General features: G+C 60.2%; 25 protein-coding genes. 12 read left to right on the top strand and 13 right to left on the bottom strand.

What is annotated here, in order from left to right; genetic code table 11:
• The first annotated feature begins 8 nt into the window (after positions 1 to 8).
• Positions 9 to 734, top strand: coding sequence for a DUF3108 domain-containing protein (locus ACJJU9_RS06050; RefSeq protein ID WP_153332475.1), 726 nt, complete (start codon positions 9 to 11; stop codon positions 732 to 734).
• A gap of 559 nt (positions 735 to 1,293) precedes the next feature.
• Positions 1,294 to 1,476: a hypothetical protein gene (locus ACJJU9_RS06045; RefSeq protein ID WP_048369733.1), complete on the top strand. Its 183-nt coding sequence runs from the start codon at positions 1,294 to 1,296 to the stop codon at positions 1,474 to 1,476.
• Positions 1,477 to 1,620: 144 nt separating this feature from the next.
• Here ACJJU9_RS06045 and ACJJU9_RS06040 read toward each other — a convergent pair whose 3' ends face one another.
• The 7 genes from ACJJU9_RS06040 to ACJJU9_RS06010 form a co-directional block, all read right to left on the bottom strand.
• On the bottom strand, positions 1,621 to 2,166 hold the full coding sequence (locus ACJJU9_RS06040; RefSeq protein ID WP_048369732.1) for a DUF2058 domain-containing protein: 546 nt from the start codon (positions 2,164 to 2,166) through the stop codon (positions 1,621 to 1,623).
• Positions 2,167 to 2,188: 22 nt separating this feature from the next.
• A complete protein-coding gene (gene mazG, locus ACJJU9_RS06035; protein WP_407730255.1) occupies positions 2,189 to 3,022 on the bottom strand; it encodes a nucleoside triphosphate pyrophosphohydrolase in 834 nt (277 codons plus the stop codon).
• A gap of 94 nt (positions 3,023 to 3,116) precedes the next feature.
• Complete coding sequence (gene relA, locus ACJJU9_RS06030) at positions 3,117 to 5,372, bottom strand: GTP diphosphokinase (protein WP_048369728.1); 2,256 nt, start codon at positions 5,370 to 5,372, stop codon at positions 3,117 to 3,119.
• A gap of 119 nt (positions 5,373 to 5,491) precedes the next feature.
• Positions 5,492 to 6,844 carry a 23S rRNA (uracil(1939)-C(5))-methyltransferase RlmD gene (gene rlmD, locus ACJJU9_RS06025; RefSeq protein WP_407730254.1) on the bottom strand — a complete coding sequence of 451 codons (1,353 nt, stop codon included), beginning with the start codon at positions 6,842 to 6,844 and terminating at the stop codon, positions 5,492 to 5,494.
• Positions 6,844 to 7,746, bottom strand: coding sequence for a cysteine synthase CysM (gene cysM / locus ACJJU9_RS06020; protein ID WP_407730253.1), 903 nt, complete (start codon positions 7,744 to 7,746; stop codon positions 6,844 to 6,846). Before cysM ends, rlmD begins: the two co-directional genes overlap by 1 nt.
• Positions 7,747 to 8,001: 255 nt before the next feature.
• Positions 8,002 to 9,369, bottom strand: coding sequence for a histidine kinase sensor domain-containing protein (locus ACJJU9_RS06015; protein ID WP_407730252.1), 1,368 nt, complete (start codon positions 9,367 to 9,369; stop codon positions 8,002 to 8,004).
• Positions 9,359 to 10,075 (bottom strand): response regulator transcription factor, encoded by a 717-nt coding sequence (locus tag ACJJU9_RS06010; protein ID WP_407730251.1) that lies wholly within the window; start codon positions 10,073 to 10,075, stop codon positions 9,359 to 9,361. Before ACJJU9_RS06010 ends, ACJJU9_RS06015 begins: the two co-directional genes overlap by 11 nt.
• Positions 10,076 to 10,285: 210 nt before the next feature.
• Here ACJJU9_RS06010 and ACJJU9_RS06005 point away from each other — a divergent pair, with 210 nt between their 5' ends.
• Genes ACJJU9_RS06005 through ACJJU9_RS05990 form a run of 4 tightly spaced genes read left to right on the top strand, consistent with a single transcriptional unit; the run spans position 10,286 to position 14,946 of the window.
• A complete protein-coding gene (locus tag ACJJU9_RS06005; protein ID WP_407730959.1) occupies positions 10,286 to 13,051 on the top strand; it encodes a response regulator in 2,766 nt (921 codons plus the stop codon).
• A gap of 39 nt (positions 13,052 to 13,090) precedes the next feature.
• Complete coding sequence (locus tag ACJJU9_RS06000; RefSeq protein WP_153329074.1) at positions 13,091 to 14,080, top strand: 2-hydroxyacid dehydrogenase; 990 nt, start codon at positions 13,091 to 13,093, stop codon at positions 14,078 to 14,080.
• A 27-nt stretch (positions 14,081 to 14,107) separates the two neighbouring features.
• Complete coding sequence (locus tag ACJJU9_RS05995) at positions 14,108 to 14,545, top strand: hypothetical protein (protein WP_048369716.1); 438 nt, start codon at positions 14,108 to 14,110, stop codon at positions 14,543 to 14,545.
• A complete protein-coding gene (locus ACJJU9_RS05990) occupies positions 14,542 to 14,946 on the top strand; it encodes an META domain-containing protein (protein ID WP_407730250.1) in 405 nt (134 codons plus the stop codon). Before ACJJU9_RS05995 ends, ACJJU9_RS05990 begins: the two co-directional genes overlap by 4 nt.
• A 268-nt stretch (positions 14,947 to 15,214) precedes the next feature.
• On the opposite strand, the gene ACJJU9_RS05985 is transcribed toward ACJJU9_RS05990, so the two are convergent.
• Positions 15,215 to 15,676, bottom strand: a complete 462-nt coding sequence (locus ACJJU9_RS05985; RefSeq protein WP_407730249.1) for a TlpA family protein disulfide reductase — start codon at positions 15,674 to 15,676, stop codon at positions 15,215 to 15,217.
• Between the two features lie 124 nt (positions 15,677 to 15,800).
• On the opposite strand from ACJJU9_RS05985, the gene arsC reads away from it, so the two are divergent.
• Genes arsC through ACJJU9_RS05970 form a run of 3 tightly spaced genes read left to right on the top strand, consistent with a single transcriptional unit; the run spans position 15,801 to position 17,156 of the window.
• Positions 15,801 to 16,154 carry an arsenate reductase (glutaredoxin) gene (gene arsC, locus ACJJU9_RS05980; RefSeq protein ID WP_407730248.1) on the top strand — a complete coding sequence of 118 codons (354 nt, stop codon included), beginning with the start codon at positions 15,801 to 15,803 and terminating at the stop codon, positions 16,152 to 16,154.
• The gene (wrbA, locus tag ACJJU9_RS05975) at positions 16,151 to 16,756 is read left to right on the top strand and encodes an NAD(P)H:quinone oxidoreductase (protein WP_048386760.1); all 606 of its coding nucleotides are present in this window, start codon (positions 16,151 to 16,153) and stop codon (positions 16,754 to 16,756) included. The genes arsC and wrbA overlap by 4 nt, the downstream gene beginning before the upstream one ends.
• Positions 16,749 to 17,156 (top strand): DUF2069 domain-containing protein, encoded by a 408-nt coding sequence (locus tag ACJJU9_RS05970; protein WP_407730247.1) that lies wholly within the window; start codon positions 16,749 to 16,751, stop codon positions 17,154 to 17,156. The genes wrbA and ACJJU9_RS05970 overlap by 8 nt, the downstream gene beginning before the upstream one ends.
• Positions 17,157 to 17,166: 10 nt before the next feature.
• Here the strand turns inward: ACJJU9_RS05970 and ACJJU9_RS05965 are convergent, their stop codons facing one another.
• Positions 17,167 to 18,303 (bottom strand): DSD1 family PLP-dependent enzyme, encoded by a 1,137-nt coding sequence (locus tag ACJJU9_RS05965; RefSeq protein WP_407730246.1) that lies wholly within the window; start codon positions 18,301 to 18,303, stop codon positions 17,167 to 17,169.
• A 96-nt stretch (positions 18,304 to 18,399) separates the two neighbouring features.
• Here ACJJU9_RS05965 and ACJJU9_RS05960 point away from each other — a divergent pair, with 96 nt between their 5' ends.
• Positions 18,400 to 19,308: a LysR family transcriptional regulator gene (locus tag ACJJU9_RS05960; protein ID WP_407730245.1), complete on the top strand. Its 909-nt coding sequence runs from the start codon at positions 18,400 to 18,402 to the stop codon at positions 19,306 to 19,308.
• Between the two features lie 52 nt (positions 19,309 to 19,360).
• Positions 19,361 to 19,987 (top strand): PAS domain-containing protein, encoded by a 627-nt coding sequence (locus tag ACJJU9_RS05955; RefSeq protein ID WP_331367688.1) that lies wholly within the window; start codon positions 19,361 to 19,363, stop codon positions 19,985 to 19,987.
• Here ACJJU9_RS05955 and ACJJU9_RS05950 read toward each other — a convergent pair.
• The 4 genes from ACJJU9_RS05950 to ttcA form a co-directional block, all read right to left on the bottom strand.
• Entirely contained in the window at positions 19,940 to 20,347 is a 408-nt protein-coding gene (locus tag ACJJU9_RS05950) for a RidA family protein (RefSeq protein WP_407730244.1), read from the bottom strand. The two genes, ACJJU9_RS05955 and ACJJU9_RS05950, sit on opposite strands and share 48 nt — an antisense overlap.
• A 30-nt stretch (positions 20,348 to 20,377) precedes the next feature.
• Positions 20,378 to 21,343, bottom strand: coding sequence for a threo-3-hydroxy-L-aspartate ammonia-lyase (locus tag ACJJU9_RS05945; RefSeq protein ID WP_407730243.1), 966 nt, complete (start codon positions 21,341 to 21,343; stop codon positions 20,378 to 20,380).
• A gap of 97 nt (positions 21,344 to 21,440) precedes the next feature.
• Positions 21,441 to 22,112, bottom strand: coding sequence for a DNA-3-methyladenine glycosylase I (locus ACJJU9_RS05940; protein WP_048369703.1), 672 nt, complete (start codon positions 22,110 to 22,112; stop codon positions 21,441 to 21,443).
• A gap of 55 nt (positions 22,113 to 22,167) precedes the next feature.
• Positions 22,168 to 22,992, bottom strand: coding sequence for a tRNA 2-thiocytidine(32) synthetase TtcA (ttcA, locus tag ACJJU9_RS05935; RefSeq protein ID WP_048369700.1), 825 nt, complete (start codon positions 22,990 to 22,992; stop codon positions 22,168 to 22,170).
• A gap of 266 nt (positions 22,993 to 23,258) precedes the next feature.
• On the opposite strand from ttcA, the gene ACJJU9_RS05930 reads away from it, so the two are divergent.
• Positions 23,259 to 23,861, top strand: a complete 603-nt coding sequence (locus tag ACJJU9_RS05930) for a Yip1 family protein (protein WP_048369698.1) — start codon at positions 23,259 to 23,261, stop codon at positions 23,859 to 23,861.
• The last annotated feature ends 144 nt before the right edge of the window (positions 23,862 to 24,005 follow it).

The raw sequence follows: 24,005 nt of genomic DNA, 5'->3' as shown, positions 1-24,005 counted from the left end.
GAGACATTATGCGTCGTGCCCTGCTCCTCGCCTTGAGCCTGCTGGCTGTCCCAGCAGTGCAAGCGGCTGAACTTCATCCTTTCCAGGCCAGCTACACGGCCGACTGGAAACAGTTACCCATGAGCGGTTCTGCCGAGCGCAGTCTGGTCAAGAATGACAACGGCACCTGGACCTTGAACTTCAAGGCCTCGATGATGATCGCCAGCCTGTCGGAATCCAGCACCTTCGCGTTCAAGAACGACAGCCTGATCCCTCAGTCCTACCGTTTTGAACGTGGCGGCCTGGGCAAAGCCAAGAACATAAACCTGGACTTTGACTGGACCACCAACATGGTCACCGGCACGTTTAACAAAGACCCGGTCAAGGTGACATTGCTCAGCGGCATGCTCGACAAGTCGACTTACCAGCTGGCGTTGCAGCGCGATGTCGTGGCGGGCAAAAAGAGCATGAGCTACCAGGTCGTTGACGAAGATGGCGTAGACACCTACGACTTTCGCGTCATAGGCCCGGAAGTGGTCGAAACCAAGGCGGGCAAGGTAGACGCCATCAAGGTTGAGCGCGTACGCGACCCGACACTGGACCAGAACCAGAACAAGCGCATCACCGAAATGTGGTTCGCCAAGAGCTGGGACGGTTTGCTGGTCAAACTGCGTCAGGTTGAAAAAGACGGCAAGGAATACAACATCATGCTGCAAGACGGCACGGTGGACGGCAAAGCCGTCAAAGGCAGCTGAGGCGCGACATGCCTTAAGCAGCACGCTTCAAGAAAACCTCGCTCCGGCGAGGTTTTTTCGTTTTTGGTCCGCACAACAAACAGGCCACTGTAGTCGCTGACGAGGTACGAAGGCTGCGAACGGCTGCGTGCAGCCGTAAAACCATCCACCTCGGGATTCTTGGGTACATATCCATTGCTGCAGCAACGGATATGTACATAAAAGCCTCTCTAATCAAGAGCAACCCTCACCCTAGCCCTCTCCCGAAGGAGAGGGAACCGATTGGGGGATGCTGAAGATACTCGCTGTCCTGTTTGCTGTGCGACAGCGCGGCGTCGTAGACGGGGCGCTGTCGCCTACGGGGATTGGAGTGATTCGCAGGACCTTGAACATGAAACTTTTGTCATAAAACTATTGGCAAAATCCGTAAACACCGCGTCGTACAAGGGCTGCAGCGTTTTGCGCTTTTTTCCAAGATGACAGAGCGACAATTAGCTATTTACTTAGGAAGCTAACAAATTCTATAAAGAAGTCCTGCGACGTCTTGCCGCAGGTCCTTATCAGAATTTGGAGCAAGCAGATGACTATCACAGTAACTGAACGCGACGATTCACGTATGTTCCACCAGCTTGTAGCCCATGGCGTACACCTGTGGGATGTTCATCAGGAAAACATCTTGGTTGGCATGTTTCATCGCGAGAGCGACGCTCATAACTACAAAGCAGAGCTGGAAAAGCTTGAAGCGCAGAAACTCAAAGCCTGAACCACGGCAACGACAGTCTTGAAAAACACAAACCCCGCCGAAGCGGGGTTTGTTTATTACCTTGTAGGAGCGAGCTTGCCTCGCGATCTTTTGATCTTTAAAAAGATCGCGAGGCAAGCTCGCTCCTACAGCATGTTCAACTTTTTACCACATCAGATCGTCAGGGATCTGGTACGCCGCGTACGGATCATCTTCTTCCGGCGTTTTCGACTCGACCAGCACGTTCAACTGAACGATACGGCGCGGGTCGCGCTCCTGGATCTTCAGCGCCGCCTCACGCGGGATCACTTCGTAGCCGCCCTGGTGCTGCACAATCGCCAATGAACCATTGGCCAGCTTGTTGCGCATCAAGGTGTTGACCGACAGGCGCTTGACCTTCTTGTCATCCACGAAGTTGTAGTAATCCTCAGTGTTCAGCTTGGGCAGGCGCGACACTTCGATCAATTGCTTGATCTGTGCAGCGCGGGCTTTTTGCTCGGCCTTTTCTTGCTGCTGACGATTGAGTTCCTGATCACGCTTGATCTTCTCGGCCTTGGCTTCTGCGGCCAGGCGCTGCTGCGTGTCATCCAGCTCGATCTGGCCTTTATGGGCCAGACGCTGCTGCTTTTGCTTTTCTTTACCGGCCTGCTTGGCCTGCTTCTCGTTGACCAATCCGGCTTTGAGCAACTGGTCGCGTAGGGAAATGCTCATTGTCTTACTCACTTAGGCAAACTCAGCCGCAGCTGGGCAAATTCTTTTCCTGGCGCTTGGCTTCACCCCACAGGGCGTCCAGGTCTTCAAGGGTGCAATCTTCAATGGGACGCAGGGTATCGCGCAATGCCTGCTCGATAAACCGGAAACGTCGGTCAAATTTGGCATTTGCACCGCGCAAGGCGGTTTCCGGGTCAACTTTTAGATGCCGCGCCAGGTTCACCACCGAAAACAGCAAGTCGCCCACTTCATCGTGGATCGCCGCCGAGTCGTTATCTGCCATGGCCTCCAGCACTTCGTCCAGCTCTTCACGCACCTTGTCCAGCACCGGCAAGGCGCCGGGCCAGTCAAAGCCGACCTGAGCCGCACGCTTTTGCAACTTGGCCGCACGGGACAACGCAGGCAGCGCCACCGGCACATCATCGAGCAACGACAACTGCTGCGGCGCCGCGGATTTTTCTGCGCGCTCTTCGGCCTTGATTTCTTCCCAACGCTCCTTGACCTGCGCTTCGCTCAAGCGCGGCACGTCCAGCGGCGCGTACAGGTCGCCGGTGGGAAACACATGGGGATGGCGGCGGATCAATTTGCGGGTAATGCTGTCGATCACCCCGGCAAACTCAAAGCGCCCTTCTTCGCGGGCCAACTGGCTGTAATACACCACCTGGAACAGCAAATCGCCCAATTCGCCCTGCAAGTGCTCAAAGTCGCTGCGCTCAATGGCATCGGCCACTTCGTAAGCTTCTTCGAGGGTATAAGGCACGATCGTCGCGTAAGTTTGTTTGATATCCCACGGGCAGCCGAACTGCGGGTCGCGCAGGCGGGCCATGAGATTTAGCAAGTCGTCGAGGGTGTACATCATTAATCCTTGTGCAGAACGATGTAGGAGCGAGCTTGCCTCGCGATCTTTTAAAGGTCAAAAGATCGCGAGGCAAGCTCGCTCCTACAAGAGATCAACGGGGTTCGCTGCGTCCGATACGGCGGGTTTCGATGATGTTCGGCAGTTGCGAAATACGCCCCAGCAAACGCCCCAACGCATCCAGCCCCGGAATCTCGATGGTCAGGGACATCAACGCGGTGTTGTCCTCTTTGTTCGAACGGGTGTTGACCGCCAGTACGTTGATGCGTTCGTTCAGCAGCACTTGCGACACATCGCGCAGCAAGCCCGAACGGTCGTAGGCACGGATTTCTATATCGACCGGGTACGTCGACACCGGGATCGGCCCCCAACTGACCTGGATGATCCGCTCCGGCTCACGGCCGCCCAACTGCAGCACCGAGGCGCAGTCCTGACGGTGAATGCTCACGCCACGCCCCTGAGTGATGTAACCGACAATCGCATCGCCCGGCAGCGGCTGGCAGCAGCCAGCCATTTGGGTCAGCAGGTTGCCCACGCCTTCGATCTGGATGTCGCCGCGCTTGCCCGGTTTGTAGCCCTGGGCCTTGCGCGGAATCAGCTCGATCTGTTCGCTGCCGCGTTCCGGCTCGACCAGTTGCTGCGCCAGGTTAATGAGCTGGGCCAGACGCAAATCGCCCGCCCCCAGCGCCGCGAACATGTCCTCGGCGGTTTTCATGTTGGCTTTGTCGGCGAGCTTTTCGTAGTCCACCGCAGGCAAGCCCAGGCGGCCCAGCTCACGCTCAAGCAAGGTTTTACCGGCCGCGACGTTTTGATCACGGGCCTGCAATTTAAACCAGTGAACAATCTTCGCCCGCGCCCGCGAGGTGGTCACGTACCCCAGGTTGGAGTTCAGCCAGTCGCGGCTCGGCGTGCCGTGCTTGCTGGTGATGATCTCGACTTGCTCACCGGTTTGCAGGCTGTAGTTGAGCGGCACAATGCGCCCATTGATCTTGGCGCCCCGGCAGTTATGGCCGATTTCGGTGTGCACCCGGTAGGCGAAGTCCAATGGCGTCGCGCCCTTGGGGAGGTCGATGGCATGCCCGTCCGGGGTAAAGATGTAGACCCGATCCGGTTCGATATCGACCCGCAACTGATCGGCCAGACCACCGATGTCGCCCAGCTCTTCGTGCCACTCCAGTACCTGGCGCAACCACGAGATTTTCTCTTCGTACTGGTTGGACCCGGCTTTAACGTCGGTGCCCTTGTAGCGCCAGTGTGCGCACACCCCCAGCTCAGCCTCTTCGTGCATGGCATGGGTACGGATCTGTACTTCCAGCACCTTGCCTTCCGGCCCGATCACCGCCGTGTGCAACGAGCGGTAGCCGTTCTCTTTGGGGTTGGCGATGTAGTCGTCAAACTCTTTGGGGATGTGCCGCCACAGCGTGTGGACGATGCCCAGCGCGGTGTAGCAATCGCGCATTTCCGGGACCAGCACGCGCACGGCGCGCACGTCATAGATCTGGCTGAAAGCCAGACCCTTGCGCTGCATTTTGCGCCAGATCGAATAGATGTGTTTGGCCCGGCCGCTGATGTCGGCGTCAACCACCCCGGTGGCCTCAAGCTCGGTGCGCAACTGGTTCATCACATCGCTGATAAAGCGTTCGCGGTCCAGCCGGCGCTCGTGCAGCAAGGTGGCGATTTGTTTGTACTGCTCAGGTTCCAGATAGCGGAAGGACAAGTCCTCCAGCTCCCACTTGATGTGGCCGATACCCAGGCGGTGCGCCAGCGGCGCATAAATATCGAAGACCTCGCGGGCAACGCGGATGCGCTTCTCGTCCGAGGCACTTTTGACTTCGCGGATGGCGCAGGTACGTTCGGCCAGCTTGATGAGTGCAACGCGCACGTCATCAACCATCGCCACAAGCATTTTGCGCAGGTTTTCGACCTGCCCCTGAGAGCCCATCACCATGGATTGGCGGGGGCTGAGGCTGGCGCTGATCGCGGCCATGCGCAGCACGCCATCAATCAGCTTGGCGACCACCGGGCCGAAGCGCTGGCTGACCGCAGGCAGTTGAATCTGCCCTTCGCGTACGCCGCGATACAAAATCGCCGCGACCAGCGAGTCTTGATCGAGCTTGAGATCGGCGAGGATTTCAGCAATTTCCAACCCGGTTCGAAAGCTCGACGCGCCTTCAGTCCACAGGTTTTTTGCTGCATTGGCTTGCTGTTCCGCCTCACGTGCGTACTCACACGCTTCTTTCAAGGCTTCACGGTCCAGCGCCACATCGACACTCACCGCATGATCAAGCCATGCCTCGAGGTTGAGACTGCCGTCAGTGTTGATCGGCTGGTGTGCTCTGACCTGTACCATCTTGCTTACCTTCCCTACGGCGCAGGTTTGATGCGCCGATATACCGACCCGAATCCCAACCCCATGCTCCAGGGTCTAGCGGCATGGGGTTGCGGGCCCGTCGAAATAGACAGACCGTCCTAGTCTGCTTCAAATAACGCCATCGCCTCGACATGCGCGGTTTGCGGGAACATATCGAGGATTCCGGCACGTTTTAACCGATACCCCTGTTTCATCAACTCAACCGTGTCGCGAGCCAGCGTAGCCGGGTTGCACGACACATAGACCAAACGTTTGGCCCCCAGCCCCGACAGCTTGCGCACCACCTCAAAGGCCCCGTCACGCGGCGGGTCAAGGAGGACAGCGGCAAAGCCCTGCGAGGCCCATGTTGCATCCACCAAGGGCTGCGACAGGTCGGCCTGAAAAAACGCTGCATTATGCAGCTTGTTACTGACCGCGTTTTGCGCGGCGCGTTCGACCATGGTCGTAACACCCTCGACGGCCACCACTTCGCGTACCTGACGCGCCAAGGGTAATGCGAAATTACCCAGCCCACAGAACAAGTCAAGAACCCGTTCGTCAGCCTGCGGCGCCAGCCATTCCAGCGCTTGCGCAACCATGGCTTCGTTGACCCCGGCATTGACCTGAACAAAGTCACCCGGCCGGTAGGCCAGTTCCAGGTCCCACTGCTGTAAACGGTAGCCCAAGGTCTGCGTCAAATCGACCGGTTGCGGCTCGCCATCGCCCTGTAGCCACAACTGGGCATGATGGGTGGCGCAAAAATTCTGTAAAACCTGCAAGTCAGCAGCGCTGAGCGGCGCCATATGGCGCAGCAACACGGCATTCGCCGAACCGCTGAACAACTCGACATGCCCCAGGGCCTTCGGATTGCTCAATTGGCGCAGCATGGCCGGCAGCCCGCTCATGATAGGTTGCAAAGCCTGTACCAGCACCAAACAGTGGTCGATGGCGACGATGTCCTGACTGCCTGCCGCCCGAAAGCCGACGTCCAGCCGCTTGGCCCTTGCGTCCCAGCGCACCGCGATGCGGGCCCGGCGGCGGTAGCCAAATTCTGGCCCGGTCAACGGCGCTGCCCATTCGTCGGGCTCGACACCGGCCACGCGGGTCAGTTGCTCGGCGAGCATGCGCTGTTTCAGTGCAAGCTGTTCGTCGTGGGGCAGATGTTGCACGCTGCACCCACCGCACTTGCCGGCCAACTTGCACGGCGCCTCGCGACGGCTGGCGCTGGCGGTGAAGACCCGCTCAGTGCGCGCCTCGACCACTTTGCCGTGTGCCCCCAGCACCCGGGCTTCGACTTCTTCACCAGCCAAAGCCCCCGAGACAAACCAGGTGCGCCCTTCAATAAAGGCAATACCACGGCCGTCGTTGGCCAGGCGTTCGATACTCAAACGCTGTTTTTTACCCGTAGGCACTTGCGGGGCCTTGGTGCCGCCAGCGGGCTGGAAGCGCAGGCCTCTCTCTTGCTTAGCCATCAGTTGGGCGCATCGTAAAGGCCAGTCGACAGGTAACGGTCGCCACGGTCGCAGATGATGCCGACAATCACGGCGTTTTCGACTTCTTGCGACAGGCGCAGCATGGCGGCTACCGCACCACCCGAGGACACGCCGCAGAAGATGCCTTCTTCGCGGGCCAGACGACGCATCACGTCTTCGGCTTCGCGCTGGGCCATGTCGACAATCCGGTCAACCCGTTCGGCTTGATAGATTTTCGGCAGGTATTCGGTCGGCCAGCGGCGAATGCCCGGAATGGCTGCGCCTTCCATCGGCTGCAAACCGACGATCTGCACGTTAGGGTTTTGCTCTTTGAGGTAGCGCGAAACACCCATGATGGTGCCCGTGGTGCCCATCGAGCTGACGAAATGGGTGATCGTGCCCTGGGTCTGACGCCAGATCTCCGGGCCCGTGCTGATGTAGTGCGCCTCAGGGTTGTCACCGTTGGCGAACTGGTCGAGGACCTTGCCACGGCCTTCGGCCTGCAGCTTGTCGGCGAGGTCGCGAGCCCCTTCCATGCCCTCTTCCTGGCTGACCAGAATCAGCTCGGCGCCGTAAGCGGTCATCCCGGCCTTACGCTCGGCACTGGAGTTGTCCGGCATGATCAGGATCATCTTGTAACCCTTGATCGCTGCGGCCATGGCCAGGGCAATCCCGGTATTGCCCGAGGTGGCCTCGATCAAGGTATCGCCAGGCTGGATCTGCCCACGCGTTTCGGCGCGGGTGATCATCGACAGCGCAGGACGGTCCTTGACCGAGCCCGCCGGGTTATTCCCTTCGAGCTTGAGCAATAAAGTATTGGTGGTGTTGCCAGCCAGGCGCTGCAAGCGCACCAGCGGCGTGTTACCGATGCAATCGGCGATAGTTGGGTACTGCAAGGTCATGGCGTATTCGCAATCCAGACTGCGGGGTCGCACATCATACCGACAAACACCGACAGCCCATATCACGCAAAGTGTGAAGCTTATGGCTAAAGGCTATAAGCAGAAGGAATAACATTTGTAGGAGCGAGCTTGCCTTGCGATCTTTCGACGCAGCCTTCGTGCCTAGTCAGCGACTACAGGGGTACGCGACACACCTGTAGGAGCGAGCTTGCTCGCGATCTTTTGATCGTGAAAAGCTCGCGAGCAAGCTCGCTCCTACAGGTGGGGCGGGTCTGCGATGGGCAGGCGCAGGTGCACGCGCAGCCCGTGTTCGGTGTTTTGCGCCCATAAACTGCCGCCCTGCAGGCGCAAGGCGTTGCGTGCGATGCTCAGGCCCAGGCCAAAGCCGCCATCTCCGGGCCGTGAACCGTCGAGGCGGGTAAATGGGGCAAAGATGCGCTCCAGGGCTTCTGGGGCCACACCGCCACCTTGGTCGTCGAGCCACAGGTGCCACTCATCGCCTTCGCGCTGGCCATTGAGGCTAACGATGCCTTGTTCCGGGGAATGCCGAATCGCGTTGCGCAGGATGTTTTCCAGCGCCTGGGCCAGGCTGTTGAGGTGGCCCTTGACCCAGCAGTTGGCGTCGAGGTTGCACGGCAGCCGCGCCTGGGGCCAGCCGCTTTCAAAGCGCGCGTTTTCGGTGAGCATCTCCCACAACGCCTGGATCTGGATGTCTTCGACCAGCAGCGGCCCGCGCTCGGCATCCAGCCAGGCCAGTTGCAAGGTGTCTTCAACCAGCCGCTGCATGCCGTCCACTTCGCGGCTCAAGCGCTCGCGCAGGGCTTCAATACCCTGTTCGCTGTCGCAGGCCACGCGCAATCGGCTCAACGGTGTACGAAGTTCGTGGGACAAATCGCGCAGCAACTGTTGCTGCTGGTTGACCGTGGTCTGCAAGCGCTCGGACATCTGGTCAAACGCGCGGCCCAATTCGCCCAGTTCGTCCTGACGGCTGGTGGTCTGGCTCGACAATCGCACGCCCAACTGATCGGCACGCCAGGCATTGGCCTGCTCACGTAACTGGTTCAGCGGCACGATCAACAGCCGGTACAGCCCCACGCATAGCAGCAGTGTGAACACCCCGGGGATCACACCATGAATCAGAAAGCGCCAGACCAGTTGCGAAAGCCCCGGCATGTAGCGCTGCGGCAGTTCAATCACCAGGTAACCGGCAGACGGGTCTTTGGGGAAAGGTACTTTGATCCACGGGCGCACGCGGTTGATATGGCTGATGGGCCAGTCCAGCCCGCGCAAAAAAGTCATGCGCTGCGCTTCCTGGTCTCTCAACGGGTAACTGCTGAGCGACTGTAAATCCTGGCCGACCACGCCGACCCAGCCCCGCTCGGTTTTGCCGAAGGCTTGCAGCCATTGATCGACGCCGGTTTGCTGGCCGCTGTTCCAGGCCTGTTCGGCTTCACCGGCATAACGAATCAGCGTGCTCTTGGCCTCATCGGTTAAATAGCCGGTGCGTTTGTCCATGTAGCGGCCCCATGACCAACTGAGCCAGATCATCAACAAACAGAAAGCCACCAGCAAACAGGCCAGTTTCCAGAAAACCGAGTGTTTACCGGGCAACTTAGAGCGCATCGCTGGCGCTCAACACATAGCCTTTGCCCCACACCGTGCGCACTTCCCGCTCGTGATAGCCGATGGCCTTGAGCTTGCGACGGATTTGGCTGATGTGCATGTCCAGGCTGCGGTCATGGGCTGAATAGCCACGCTGCAACACCTGCTGATAGAGGAACGGTTTGCTCAACACCTCGTCAGCGTTGCGTTGCAGGGTGTCGAGCAAGCGGTATTCACTGCGGGTCAACCCGGCCCACTGCTGGCCGTAACGGGCGTCGGCCGCGTCTTCATCGAGCACCAGCGCGCTTTCGGCCAATACCGGCGTTTGCGGCGGCATGCGGTCCAGCGCCACCCGGCGCAAGATGGCCTGAATCCGTACACGCAACTCGGCCATGCTGAACGGCTTGGGCAGGTAGTCATCGGCGCCCAGCTGAAACCCGCTGATGCGGTCGGCCTCCGCCCCCAGCGCCGACATCAAAATCACCGGCAGGGCATGGGTCTGGCGCAACTGCGTGAGCACTTGCAGGCCATTCATGCCCGGCAACAAGATGTCCATCAGCACCACATCAAAGTGTTCATCTCTGGCGCGGCTCAAGCCCTCCTGGCCGTTTTGGCACCACACCACCTCAAACCCGCAGCGCACCAATTGCTCATGCAAATAGGTGCCCAGAACGGGGTCGTCTTCGATGGCCAAAAGGCGCGAGGGCTGAACGGCTACGGGATTCATTAACGTCTGCTAGTCATTCTCAATCGCTGATTATTCAAGATTGAGCCTGCACGAGCAACCGGCATGGCCGTTGCATTGCCTTTAAGTGGGCGCTGTTCGCACTGGAGGTAAATTTACAAAGATTTGCCACGTATCAAATGGCTACACTGCGAGCTGATCTATAACGAACGTCATAAGGATGCATTGATCAATGCCGGGCTGGAGAGTGGTGTGCTGACAAACCTCGGGATAAAAGGCCGCGTATTGCTGCTGACCTTGCTGCCCGTCACCTTGATGGCGGTCGTGCTGGGGAGCTACTTCACGTGGCTACAGCAATCAGAGCTGGAGTCGCAGTTGCTGCAACGCGGTGAAATGATCGCCGAGCAACTCGCGCCACTGGTTGCGCCCGCCATGGGTCGGCACGATACGGCCCTGCTGCAACGTATCGCCAGCGAGTCCCTTGACCAGCAAGACGTACGCGCCGTGGCGTTTTTGAGCGCCAATCACGAGCCGCTGGCCCACGCCGGGCCGACCATGCTCAATCAGGCGCCGATGGGCAACAGCTCGCAATTGCTGCAACGTACTGACAGCGATGCCACGCGCTATTTGCTGCCCGTGTTTGGCCGCCATCGCAACCTAGCGGGCGACGTCATCCCCAATGAGGCCCACCGCCTGCTGGGCTGGGTCGAACTGGAGCTGTCGCACCACAACATGCTGCTGCGCGGCTACCGCAGCCTGTTCGCCAGCCTGCTGTTGATCGCCACCGGCCTGGTGCTGACCACCCTGCTGGCCTTGCGCATGAGCCGCACGATCAATTCACCGCTGGACCAAATCAAGCAAGCCGTGGCCCAACTCAAGGACGGCCAGTTGCAGACCCGCCTGCCAGAACTGGGCAGCCAAGAACTGAACCAATTAGCCTCGGGCATCAATCGCATGGCCGAAACCTTGCAGAACGCGCAGGAGGAGCTGCAACACAGCGTCGACCAAGCCACCGAAGACGTACGCCAAAACCTCGAAACCATCGAAATCCAGAACCTGGAGCTCGATCTGGCACGCAAGGAAGCCCTTGAAGCCAGCCGCATCAAGTCAGAATTTTTGGCCAACATGAGCCACGAAATCCGTACGCCGCTCAATGGCATCCTGGGCTTCACCCACCTGCTGCAAAAAAGCGAACTCACCCCTCGCCAGTTCGACTACCTGCACACCATCGAAAAGTCGGCCGACAACCTGCTCGGCATCATTAACGAGATTCTCGACTTCTCGAAAATCGAAGCCGGCAAGCTGGTGCTCGACAGCACCCCGTTCAACCTGCGCGATTTGCTCCAGGACACCCTGACCATGCTCGCCCCCTCGGCCCACGAGAAAGGCCTGGAGCTGGTCAGCCTGGTGTACCGCGACACGCCGCTGTCGTTGGTGGGTGACCCGCTGCGCCTCAAGCAGATCCTCACCAATCTGGTCAACAACGCGATCAAGTTCACCCGCGAAGGCACGATTGCCGTGCGGGCCATGCTTGAAGATGACGACGACAACAAAACCAGCGGCGGCGTGCAACTGCGCATCAGCGTGCAAGACACCGGCATCGGCCTGACCAATCAGGATGTGCGGGCGCTGTTCCAGGCCTTTAGTCAGGCCGACAATTCACTGTCGCGACAAACCGGCGGGACCGGTTTGGGCCTTGTGATTTCCAAGCGTCTGGTGGAGCAAATGGGCGGCGAGATTGGCGTCGAAAGCCAGCCGGGTGAAGGCTCGGTGTTCTGGATCAGCGTCAACCTGCCCAAAGCCCATGATGATATTGAAGACCTGCCCGTTGCGCCGTTGCTCGGCCATCGCGTGGCCTTGCTGGAAAAACACGACCTGGCCCGTCAGGCCATGCTCCACCAGCTTGAAGATTGCGGCTTGAGCGTGACCCCGTACCTGACCCTGGACAACCTCACCAACGGTGTGACCACTGCCCACCAAACCGAAAACCCGATTGAGCTGGCGGTGCTGGGTGTGACGGCCCATGACATCCCGCCAGAGCGCCTCAACCAGCACATCTGGGACCTTGAGCACCTGGGCTGCAAGGTCATGGTGTTGTGCCCGACCACGGAGCTGGCGCTGTTCAATACCGCCGTACCTAACCCTCACAACCAGCTCCAGGCCAAGCCGACCTGCACGCGCAAATTGCGTCGCTCGCTGATCGAACTCATCAACCCGCAGCAAACCCGTCACGAGCCCGGCGAGATACTGGCCAGCCGTGCGCCGCGAATTTTGTGCGTGGATGACAACCCCGCCAACCTGCTGCTGGTGCAAACCCTGCTCGAAGACATGGGTGCCAAGGTCACGGCCGTTGACAGCGGTTACGCCGCCGTCGATGCGTTCAAGGCCGAAGACTTCGATCTGGTCCTGATGGACGTGCAAATGCCCGGCATGGATGGCCGCGAAACCACCGAAGTGCTGCGCCAGTGGGAGCAACAACGCCAATCCACGCCGGTGCCGATTGTCGCGCTGACCGCCCATGCGATGGCCAACGAGAAGCGCGCCCTGCTGCAAAGCGGCATGGACGATTACCTGACCAAACCCATCAGCGAACGCCAACTGGCGCAAGTGGTGCTGAAGTGGACCGGCCTGGCCTTGCGCAATCAAGGCAGCGACGGCCCCCAGGAGCCCGTGCGCCCAGCCAACAAACTGGCCGTGCTCGATGCCGAGGAAGGCTTGCGCCTGGCGGCGGGCAAGGCCGACCTGGCCGCCGACATGCTGTCGATGTTGCTGGCATCGCTGGAAACCGACCGCCTGGCCATCCTTCAGGCCCGCGAAGACAACGACGCCGTGGCCTTGATCGAGCGCGTACACCGCTTGCACGGCGCGACCCGTTACTGCGGCGTGCCGCAATTGCGCGGCGCCTGTCAGCGCAGCGAAACCCTGCTCAAGCAAGAAAGCCCGGCCGCCGACGCTGCCCTCGAAGAACTCGACCAGGCGATTCTGCGTCTGGCGCAAGAAGCGCGCAGCTCGGCGTAACCCCTGTTTGCGGTATCACCCATTGCCAAGGAAGCACTGATGCGCACGATTCTTTTCAGCAGCCAGACCTACGATCAGGACAGTTTTACCGCCGCCACACAGCCCGGCGACCTTGAACTGCACTTTCAACCGGCGCGCCTGAGCTTCGACACCGCCGCGCTGGCCCATGGCTATGAAGTGGTCTGCCCGTTTATCAATGACGACTTGAGCGCCCCGGTGCTTGAGCAACTGGCAGCTGGAGGCACGCGCCTGATCGCCCTGCGCTCCGCCGGTTACAACCATGTTGACCTGGCGGCGGCCAAACGCCTGGGGCTGAATGTGGTACGGGTGCCAGCGTACTCGCCACACGCGGTGGCGGAACACGCCGTGGCGTTGATTTTGGCGCTTAACCGCCGCCTGCACCGCGCCTACAACCGCACCCGCGAGGGCGACTTCACCCTGCACGGTCTGACCGGTTTTGATCTGGTGGGCAAAACCGTCGGCATAGTGGGTACCGGGCAGATCGGCGCCACCTTCGGCAAAATCATGGCCGGTTTTGGCTGCAAGCTGCAGTGCTTTGACCCCTACCCCAATGCCGAACTGGTGGCACTGGGCGCCGAATACGTGAGCCTCGCGCAGTTGCTCGCCAGTTCCCACATCATCAGCCTGCATTGCCCGCTGACTGCCGATAACAAGCACCTGATCAACCGCGAGTCACTGGCCACCCTGCAACATGGCGCCATGCTGATCAACACCGGGCGCGGTGCGCTGGTTGATACGCCAGCCCTGATCGAAGCGCTGAAAAGCGGCCAGTTGGGCTATTTGGGCCTGGACGTGTACGAAGAAGAAGCCCAATTGTTCTTCGAAGACCGCTCCGACCTGCCCTTGCAAGACGACGTGCTGGCGCGCCTGCTGACCTTCCCGAATGTGATCATCACCGCGCACCAAGCCTTTCTGACCCGCGAGGCCCTGAGCGCGATTGCCAGTACCACGCTGGACAATATCGCCGCGTGGCGTGAAGGCGCCCCACAAAACCTGGTCGAAGGTTGATAGCATAGCGGCCTATTTGGAGGACCCATGGTCGAACACGATTTCCGCTACAACCTGCTTAGCCCGCAGCACACCTTGATTGAATGCCGCGCATTGATGCCGGGGCGTTATCAAGTCACCGGCAACGGCGGCTCCATTCAGCACGGCGACGTGCTGATTGTCACCCTCAAAGGCAGCAAGGACTTGTCCATGCGCCTGAACGTCGAAAAAGTGCGTCACCTGATCAACCCGCGCGGTCAGTGGGTGGCCGTGGCCAACGGCCCGGTATTCGGTGAGCTGGCGATTCATGAATGGCAAGTCAACTGTGACGGCTGCGCCAAAGAACTGAAATTCGAGTTTGCAGTCGACGCCAAACTGGGCACCAAGGCCCAAAAGCCTGCGGCCAGCGCACGGATTGCCGAACTGGGCTGGAGCACTGAAGGCAGCAAGCACCTGTGCCCGCAATGCCAAAAGGCTGCGCTATGAAACGCGGGCTCCTGCTGGCCTTGCTGGGCGCCAGCCTGGTGGGCTGCGCAGGGCACTCCGCGCAATTGCAGCGCAACCATGCTTACGTGGTGGAATGGATTGGTGAGCGTCCGTTGATGGACTACAGCCACCTGACCGTAACCTTCGACGAAGGTGGCCGCGCCTATGGCAATGGCGGTTGTAACCACTGGTTTGCGCCGTACACCCTGGACGGTGACAAGCTGAGCTTTGGCCCGGTCGGCAGCACCCGCAAAGCCTGCGCCCCGGCGTTGATGGAGCAAGAACAACGGTTCTTCAAGGCCTTGCAGACTGTCGAGCGCTGGGACATCTCGCCGATTGAGCAAGTGCGTTTCTGGCCGGCTGAAGGCCTGCCGCTGCGGCTGTGGCCTGAAGAAAGCTGACCTGTAGGCTGCGATCTTTAACCTTCAACATCAAAAGATCGCAGCCTGCGGCAGCTCCTACAGTTGTATCGCGTACCCCTGTAGTCGCTGACGAGGCACGAAGGCTGCGATGGGTTGCACAGCAACCCAAAAACCCTCTCAATCCCCAAGATCAAAAGATCGCGAGGCAAGCTCGCTCCTACAGCTGTATCGCGTCCCCCTGTAGTCGCTGACGAGGCACGAAGGCTGCGATGGGTTGCGCAGCGACCCCAGACGGCGGTCCTGCGGCCTAGCCCTTCAATTCCTTGAGCTTGGCCAAGATCTCCGCTGCGGTTTGTTCGCCCAGCAACTGGGCGCGGACTTTGCCCTTGTCATCAATGATGTAGGTCACCGGCAAGGCTTCACTGCGCGGCAGGTCAAAGGTGTCGGCCGGGTCTTGGGCCAATACGGTAAAGGTGATGCCCAGCGCGGTGCTGGCATCGTTCAGTTCCTTGCCCTGCAAGCCGTCAAAGTTAACCCCGAACAAGCCCACCGACTGCCCCTGCAACTGGCCTTCCAGCGCATTCAGCTCAGGGATTTCAACGCGGCACGGCCCGCACCATTCGGCCCAGTAGTTGATCACTTTCCATTGCTTGTCCAGACGTTCGGACGCGACCTTCTCTCCATGTTGATCGACCCCGTAATCATTCCCGCACCCGGCGAGCAATAACGTAGCGGCGACGGCAGTGGCCGCCAACAGTCGCTTGAACATGTGCTGTTCCTTCTCATTTAAGCCAACAAAAGACATTAACAGGCGACCAATGACCGCACACGGTTCAGACACGCCTGTGAGGCGGGTAGAATACCCGCCACCTTACGCAAGAAGCGACCCGCTCATGACTGATCTGACGCTTTATCACAATCCGCGCTGCTCTAAATCACGCGCTGCGCTCGAGATTCTCGAAGCCCGTGGCCTGGCACCGACCGTGGTGCGCTACCTTGATACCCCGCTGGAGGCCACGCAACTGCGCAGCCTGCAGGGCAAACTGGGCCTCAGCGCACGCCAATTGCTGCGCTCTGGCGAAGACGAATACAAAGCCTTGAACCTGGCCGACACCAGCCTCAGCGACGAGCAACTGATCGCGGCAATGGCGGCCCACCCCAAGCTCATCGAACGGCCGATTCTGGTCGCCGGTGACAAAGCTGTCATTGGCCGACCACCGGAAAAGGTTCTGGAGATCCTGCCATGAGCGCGCCTTATATCCTGGTGCTGTTTTACAGCCGCCACGGTGCCACCGCCGAAATGGCCCGGCACATTGCTCGCGGTATTGAGCAAGGCGGCATTGAAGCGCGCCTGCGCACCGTACCGGCGATCTCCACCGAGTGCGAAGCCGTGGCCCCGAGCATTCCTGAGGACGGCGCGCTGTACGCCAGCCTCGATGACCTGAAGAACTGCTCAGGCCTGGCGCTGGGCAGCCCGACCCGCTTCGGCAACATGGCCGCGCCGCTCAAGTACTTTCTGGACGGCACCAGCAACCTGTGGCTGACCGGCGCACTGGTGGGTAAACCCGCAGGCGTGTTCACCTCCACCGCCAGCCTGCACGGCGGCCAGGAAACCACCCTGCTGTCGATGATCATGCCGTTGCTGCACCACGGCATGCTGATCACCGGCCTGCCTTACAGCGAGTCGGCGCTGCTCAACACCACCGGAGGCGGCACGCCGTACGGCCCGAGCCATCACGCCGGAGCCGACGGCAAGCGCAAGCTCGATGAGCACGAAATCGCCCTGTGCCGGGCGCTGGGGCTGCGCTTGGCGGCTACCGCCCAAAAGCTGGAGAGCCCGCGTGGCTAAAAAGCCCAAGGTGTTGCCGCCGATTGAGTGGCTCACGCCCCGCGTGCGGTTGATGCGCGGCGTGAGCCTGGCGTGCTTTTTCGGCCTGATCGGCTTGTTGTGCGTGTATTACCTGGTGTTCGCCAACCTGCACGGCGCACGGCCCTGGGTGATCTTGCTGATTGAGCTGGTGCCGCTGCTGATCCTCGTGCCCGGCATGCTCAAGGGCAGCCCGCGCGGGCACTCGTTCACCTGCTACGTGGTGAACTTGTACCTGCTCAAGGGCGCGCTGGCGGCATTCGATCCGAACCGGCAACTGTTCGGCCTGCTGGAAATCGCCGCCAGCGTAGCGGTGTTCGTCAGTTCGCTGCTGTTTGTGCGCTGGCGCTACCAGCTGGATCGCCGCCTGGCGGGTGAGTAAGCGTAAATACTCACCAGCCGTTGTGGCGGGGCCATTGGCGGGCCTCGCCGCGTTCATCCAGCGCCTCGTAAGCCGAGTACTGCGCGCCTGTCGCGCAGGCGTGGTTAGGTAACACACGCAGGCGGGTGCCGATCGGGAAGCGCTGCTCAATGTCGACCTGCTGGCCTTTTTCGAAAGACGCCACGCCGTGCTCCTGGTTGGCCGAGCGCAATTGCAGCCCTTCGATAAGCTCACCCGCGCTGTCGCACACCAGCCCGTAGCCAAAATCGCTCGCTTGGGACTGCGTGCCACGGTCGCGGCTCATGGCCATCCAGCCGGAGTCGGTGATGATCCAGCCCTTTTCTGCCTGATGGCCGATCACCGTGGTCAGCACGCTCAAGGCCAGTTCGTCGAGGCGACACACGCCGACGTTGTGCATGACCAGATCAAAAAACACGTACACCCCGGCCCGCAGTTCGGTCACACCTTCCAAGTGCAGCGCCGACAAAGCCGTCGGCGTCGAGCCCACGCTCACCTCCGGGCAGGGTAAACCCGCCGCGCGAATGACCTCGGCGGCCTTTACGCATTCAGCGCGCTCAAGCTCGGCAATCGCCTGCAAGGCCTCCAGGGTGTTCAAGCGGTAGCTTTCCCCAGCATGGGTCATCACCCCTTTGAGCACCGCGCCCCCTGTGTGCAGGATGCGCGCAATCTCGACCAGCACCGGGTCGTCGCTGCGTACGCCAGAGCGGTGGTGATCGCTGTCAATTTCGATAAAAACCTCAAACGACTCACCCTGCGCACGGCCGAACTCGGTGATCGCCTTAGCCCCGGCCATGCTGTCAGTGATAATCGTCAGCCCGCAGCCCGCGCGGCGAAGGGCCAGGGCCTGGGTGAGTTTGCCGGGCGCCATGGCCACGGCGTACAGAATGTCGGTGATGCCCTGCTGAAAAAACGCCTGGGCCTCTTTGAGTGTGGACACCGTAATGCCCTGGGCGCCCGCCGCTATTTGCGCCTCAACCACCGCCGCGCACTTGCTGGTTTTGACATGCGGGCGCAAGCGCACCCGCAAACGGTCGGCTTGCGCCTGCATGCGCTGAATGTTGCGCTGCATGCGGGTGACGTCGACCACGGCGGCGGGGGTATCGAGGGTGTCAATGCAAGCCGTCATTAAAGTGCTCTCTTGGGTGTCTGTGAGCGTGCAACTGTAGGGCGTACGGTATATTTTTGGTTAACGTTCACTTAATCACATATTAAGAATCGCTTAATGATCACATTCTCTGACCTGGAACTGGTGGCCACCCTTTGCGACTCCGGCTCTTTAAGCGAAGCGGCGCGCAAGCTGCGGGTCACCACCGCCGCGCTGTCCATGCGCCTGCGCAAGCTGGAAGCGCAACTGGGCCTCAAGCTCGCCAGCCGTGACGCAAGGCGCCTGGTGCTGACCGAAGAAGGTGAACGCATGGCCGAGGAAGGCCGTCGGCTGCTGAGGTCCCTTGAAGAGTTGTCGGAATCGATGGTGGCCGACGACGAACGCCTGCAAGGGGTGATCCGCCTCTCGGCGCCGTTTGGCTTTGGCCGGTTGCGCATCGCCCCGTTGCTGGCCCGGTTTGCCAAACTGCACCCCAAGCTGCGGGTTGAACTGGACCTGCAAGAAGCCCCTTGGCCCGATCGCAACCATTGCGATGCAATCATCCATATCGGCCCGGTCAGTGACAGTTCATGGACCGCCCACACGCTGGCCTCCAATGAACGCTGGCTGTGCGCCAGCCCCGCCTACTTGAAGCAGCACGGCACGCCGAAAACGCCGGAAGACTTGCTGGCGCATCGCTGTATTTGTATTCGCGAAAATGCCGATCACGCCACACTCTGGCACCTGAGCCAGGGCCAGCAACGCAAATCGCTGCGCATTCTGGCGGCCATGGTCAGCAATGACGGGGCCGTGGCGCGGCGCTGGGCCGAGCAGGATCTGGGCCTGGTGTTGCGCTCGCAATGGGACGTGGTCGACTCGATTGCCCAGGGCAGCCTGACCCGCGTGCTGAGCGACTGGGCGTTCGACACCGCGCCGATTTTGCTGCTTATCCCGCCGCGTAAAAACAGGTCGCGCAAAGTCCAGGCGCTGGCGTCGTTCCTGAATGAATCATTCAAATCCAAAGGCCCGGAGAAAAGCCGCGCCTAGGCTGTTATCGTCCCCTCATTGAAACCGTTTACTGACGCTGGAAATCTTCAATATGAAGCGCACTACCCCCGAGCAACTGGCGCTCATCAGTCAGATGGAGCACATCGCAGAAGGCTTGAGCCAAACGTTCAGCCCCTTTTGCGAGGTGGTTTTGCATGATCTGCGCGACCCCGAGCATGCCATTCTGGCCATTCACAACAACCTGTCCGGCAGGGCCGTCGGGGACCCGGCGACTGAGCTGGGGCTGGCGCGCATTGCCGACCCGGCCTACCCGCAGGTGGTAGCCAACTACCCCAATCAGTTCAAGGACGGTCGCCAGGTCAAGAGCACCTCGATCGGCATCAAGGATTCTTCGGGGCATTACGTGGCCGCGCTGTGCATGAACATCGACCTGACCCTGTTCAAAGGGCTGCAAGGCATGCTCGAGCAGTTTGGCGCCTTTCACGGCGAGCGCCCGCACGAAACCCTTGAGCCCAGCGGCGCAGAGACCATCCGGGCACGGATTGATCAGTTTGCTGCGCGCCTGGCCACCACGCCCCGCACCCTCAAGGCGGCTGACCGCAGAGTGCTGCTACAAGAGCTGAAAGACGCGGGCCTGCTGGACATCAGAAAGGCCATGGAAACCGTGGCGTCACACCTCGGCGTGTCCCGCGCCACTGTGTACAGCGACACGCGCTAACCCCTCAATTTCAACCAGGTAACCATGATGCAACTCGGGCACCGGCACCACGGCACGTGCCGGGCGATGGCTGCCCAACAGCTCGGCGTAGACCTGATCAAAGGCCGGCCAGTGCTGCACACCGGCAACGTAAACGGTCACTTTGAGCAAATCACTCGGCTCGCCGCCCGCCGCCTTGAGAATGGCCAGCAGGTTATTCAGCGCAATCTGTGCCTGCTCAGCAAACGACGCCTCAAGGTTGTGAGCGCCAGAGGGGCTTACCGGCAGTTGCCCCGAGATATACAGCGTGCCTTGGTGGCTTATGGCTTGCGAATAATGGCCAGCCGGGGGCGACGCCGCATCAGTGCTTATGATGTTCATGGATCACCTGCATGAGAGAGCGTTAAGGGTTCAGGACTGCAGAAGTGTGCCGAGTTTCTCGATGTCGATATTGCCGCCCGTAACCATCACGCCGACACGCTGGCCCTGAAGCTCAGCCTTGTATTTTCTGACGGCCGCCAACCCCAGGCAGCCGGTGGGTTCGACCACCATCTTCATACGCTCAGCAAAGAACTTCATGGCCCAGACCAGCTCTTCATCGGTCACCGTGACGATCCGGTTAACACCGTTGAGGATAATCGGGAAGGTGTACTGCCCCAGGTGCTGGGTTTGCGCACCATCGGCGAGGGTGTCGGGGGTATCAATGTGAACAATCACCCCGGAGTTGAACGACTGCTGGCCGTCATTGCCGGCTTGCGGCTCAACCCCGATGAGGGTGCAATCGGGTGACAGCGCACGGGTCGACAGCGTGGTGCCCGAGAGCATGCCGCCACCGCCCAGGCCGACAAACAGCGCATCCAGCGGGCCGACACTGTCGAACAGTTCCTTGGCCGCCGTGCCCTGCCCGGCCAATACGTCCGGGTGGTCGTAGGACGGGATCAACGTCATGCCGCGCTCAGCGGCCAGCGCCTGGCCGATCGCTTCGCGGTCCTGGGTGTAACGGTCGTAGAAAATCACCTCGGCACCGTAGCCCTTGGTTGCCGCCACCTTGGCGACGGGGGCATCCGTGGGCATGACAATGATCGCCGGGATCTTCAGCAACGACGCTGCCAGCGCGATGCCTTGGGCGTGATTGCCCGAAGAGAACGCAACCACGCCGTCCTGGCGCTGAGCGTCAGTGAATTTAGCCAGCGAGTTGTACGCGCCCCTGAACTTGAAAGAGCCGGTGCGCTGGTAGTTTTCACATTTGAAAAACACCTGCGCGCCGATGTCGTTATCAAGCGTGCGCGAGGTCAGAACCGGCGTCACGTTGGCGACCCCTTCGAGCCGCTTCGACGCGTCGACGACCGCTTGATAGGTGGGCAGAGTGATTGGCATGGCAACAGGTCCTCGACGAGTGAGCAGACCCAGACATATTATCCAGAATCAGACAAACCGTAAACAACCTGACAAACCGTCTATCACTACCCCATGGTCAGTGATTCACGGTAAACGCCAGCATCTGCGACAACTGGCACATCGGCCGACCGCTTTCAGCGTGCCACTGGTTGAAAGCGTCTTGCACAATCGCCAGGTCGCGCAAGCTGGTCGGTACTTTATCTACCAGCTTTTGCGCATTGAGCGCCGCCACAACGTCATAGCTCGGCACAAAAGTGTCTTTGCCGACCATGCGCAAGAAGCGTGGCGCCGACAGGCCGCCCAGCTGGTTACCGTGCTTGGCCAGGTACTTCCACAAGCCGACAATGTCGGTCACCGGCCAATCGGCGATAAAGGCGCCGAAGCTGCCGTGTTCGTGGGCAATGTCGAGGATCAACTGGGCATTGCGCGGCACGCTCTTGAGCTTGCCCAAGTGGCGAATAATCCGCGCGTCCTGCATCAACCGCTCCAGGTGCTCAGCGCCCATTAGCACGACTTTTTCCGGGTCGAAGCCGAAGAACACTTCTTCAAACACCGGCCATTTGGCGTCCACCACGCTGTGTTTGAGCCCGGCACGAAACACCCGCAGCGCCAGGGTCGACAGGTAACGGTCGTCCGGGATCTTGCGCAGTTGCGCAGGCGTGCGAGGAACGGGCAACTCGGCTTCCAGCGCGGCGGACGAACCAAAACGGTTCAAACAATATTCGTGCAGCCATTTGTAGTCGCGCATGCCCTCTCCTCTGGGTCAGTGGGGTGTCACATGGGGTTCAGAGCCGTGTGCGGGCTTAGAGGTTCAACAGATTAACGAAACGCGGGGTCGCGGTTTCGTCGATCTTCAGGCTGGCAAAGTCAAACAGGTTGCGGTCCGCCAGTTGCGACGGGTTCACGTGTTGCAGGCTGCGGAAAATGCTTTCGGTGCGGCCCGGGTTCTTGCGTTCCCACTCTTGCAGCATGTCTTTGACCACCTGGCGTTGCAGGTTTTCCTGCGAGCCGCAGAGGTTGCACGGAATAATCGGGAACTGCTGCAAATCCGAGTACGCCTGAATGTCCTTCTCGTTGCAGTACGCCAGCGGGCGAATCACCACGTTACGCCCGTCGTCGGAGCGCAACTTGGGCGGCATCGCCTTGAGGGTGCCGTTGAAGAACATATTGAGGAAGAACGTCTCGACGATGTCATCACGGTGATGACCCAAGGCCATTTTGGTCGCGCCGATTTCGTCGGCGAAGGTGTACAAGGTGCCCCGGCGCAGGCGCGAGCACAGCGAACAGGTGGTCTTGCCTTCCGGGACCAGTTCCTTGACCACCGAGTAGGTGTCTTTTTCGACGATGTGGTACTCAACGCCCAGCGACTTGAGGTACGCCGGCAGCACCTCTTCAGGGAAGCCCGGCTGTTTCTGGTCCATGTTCACGGCCACGATCGAGAACTGGATCGGCGCGACCTTTTGCAGGTGCAGCAGCACATCCAGCAGCGTGTAACTGTCTTTACCGCCCGACAGGCACACCATCACCTTGTCGCCGTCTTCAATCATGTTGAAGTCAGCCACCGCCTCACCGGTCAATCGGCGCAGGCGTTTCTGGAGTTTAAGTTGAGAGACCGAGAGAGTGCCCATAGCGCTTCAATTCCGCGAGTTAAGACCAAAAGCCGGGCATTTTACTTAAAAAAACCGCGCACACGAACCCCCGCCCCCACTTAGACCACATCGCGATAAGCCTGGACCTAACAAAGTGATTAGCTCTAAAGGACTAGGGCGGTCCGGTACAAGGGTTTCTATACTCAATTCAAGGCCCTGCACCTGCACACCAGAGGCGTGTGTGCCCGTGCGCGGCCGCGGGAAACCCTACCAGGGACGATGCGTTTGAAACAGGAGTGAGCGCCATGATCCATCACGTTCTAGGTCTCTTTACCCACCCTGATCAAGAGTGGCGCGAGATCCGTGTCGACGCCGAAAAAAGCGTCAGCCGCATCTACCTCACCCACACCTTGATCCTGGCGGCGATCCCGGTGGTTTGCGCGTTTATCGGCACCACTCAGGTGGGCTGGAAGATCGGCGGTAATCCGCCGGTCATGCTCACCCTCGACAGCGCGCTGTGGATGAGCGCCTTGTCTTACCTGGCGATGTTGGTGGGCGTTGGCGTCATGGCGAGTTTTATCCACTGGATGGCCCGCACCTACGATGCGGTGCCGAGCATGGCCCGCTGTGTGGCGTTTGCCACCTACACCGCGACGCCCTTGTTTATCGCCGGGCTCGCGGCGCTGTACCCGCAAATGTGGCTGGCGCTGCTGGTGGGCACAGCGGCCATTTGCTACACGGTGTTCCTGCTGTTCGTGGGCGTACCGACCGTGATGAACATCGACCCCGATGAAGGCTTTTTGTTTTCAAGCTCGATCCTGGCCGTGGGCTTGGTGGTGTTGGTGGCGATTATCGCGTTCAGCGTGATCGTTTGGGGGCTGGGGATTGGACCGACGTATATCTCCTGAGCCTGCTTAAAGGTGCTCGCGATCTTTTGAAGATCAAAAGATCGCGAGACAAGCTCGCTCCTACAGTGATCGGGGCAGACCATTCAGCGCCAAGCGCTTCGGAACCTTTTCCGCTTGCGGCATAATCGCCGCCTCTGGAGACCC

Origin of the sequence: Pseudomonas helleri, assembly GCF_045830615.1 — a bacterium.
Lineage (GTDB): Bacteria > Pseudomonadota > Gammaproteobacteria > Pseudomonadales > Pseudomonadaceae > Aquipseudomonas > Aquipseudomonas helleri.
This window is presented reverse-complemented; position numbering and strand designations above follow the sequence as displayed.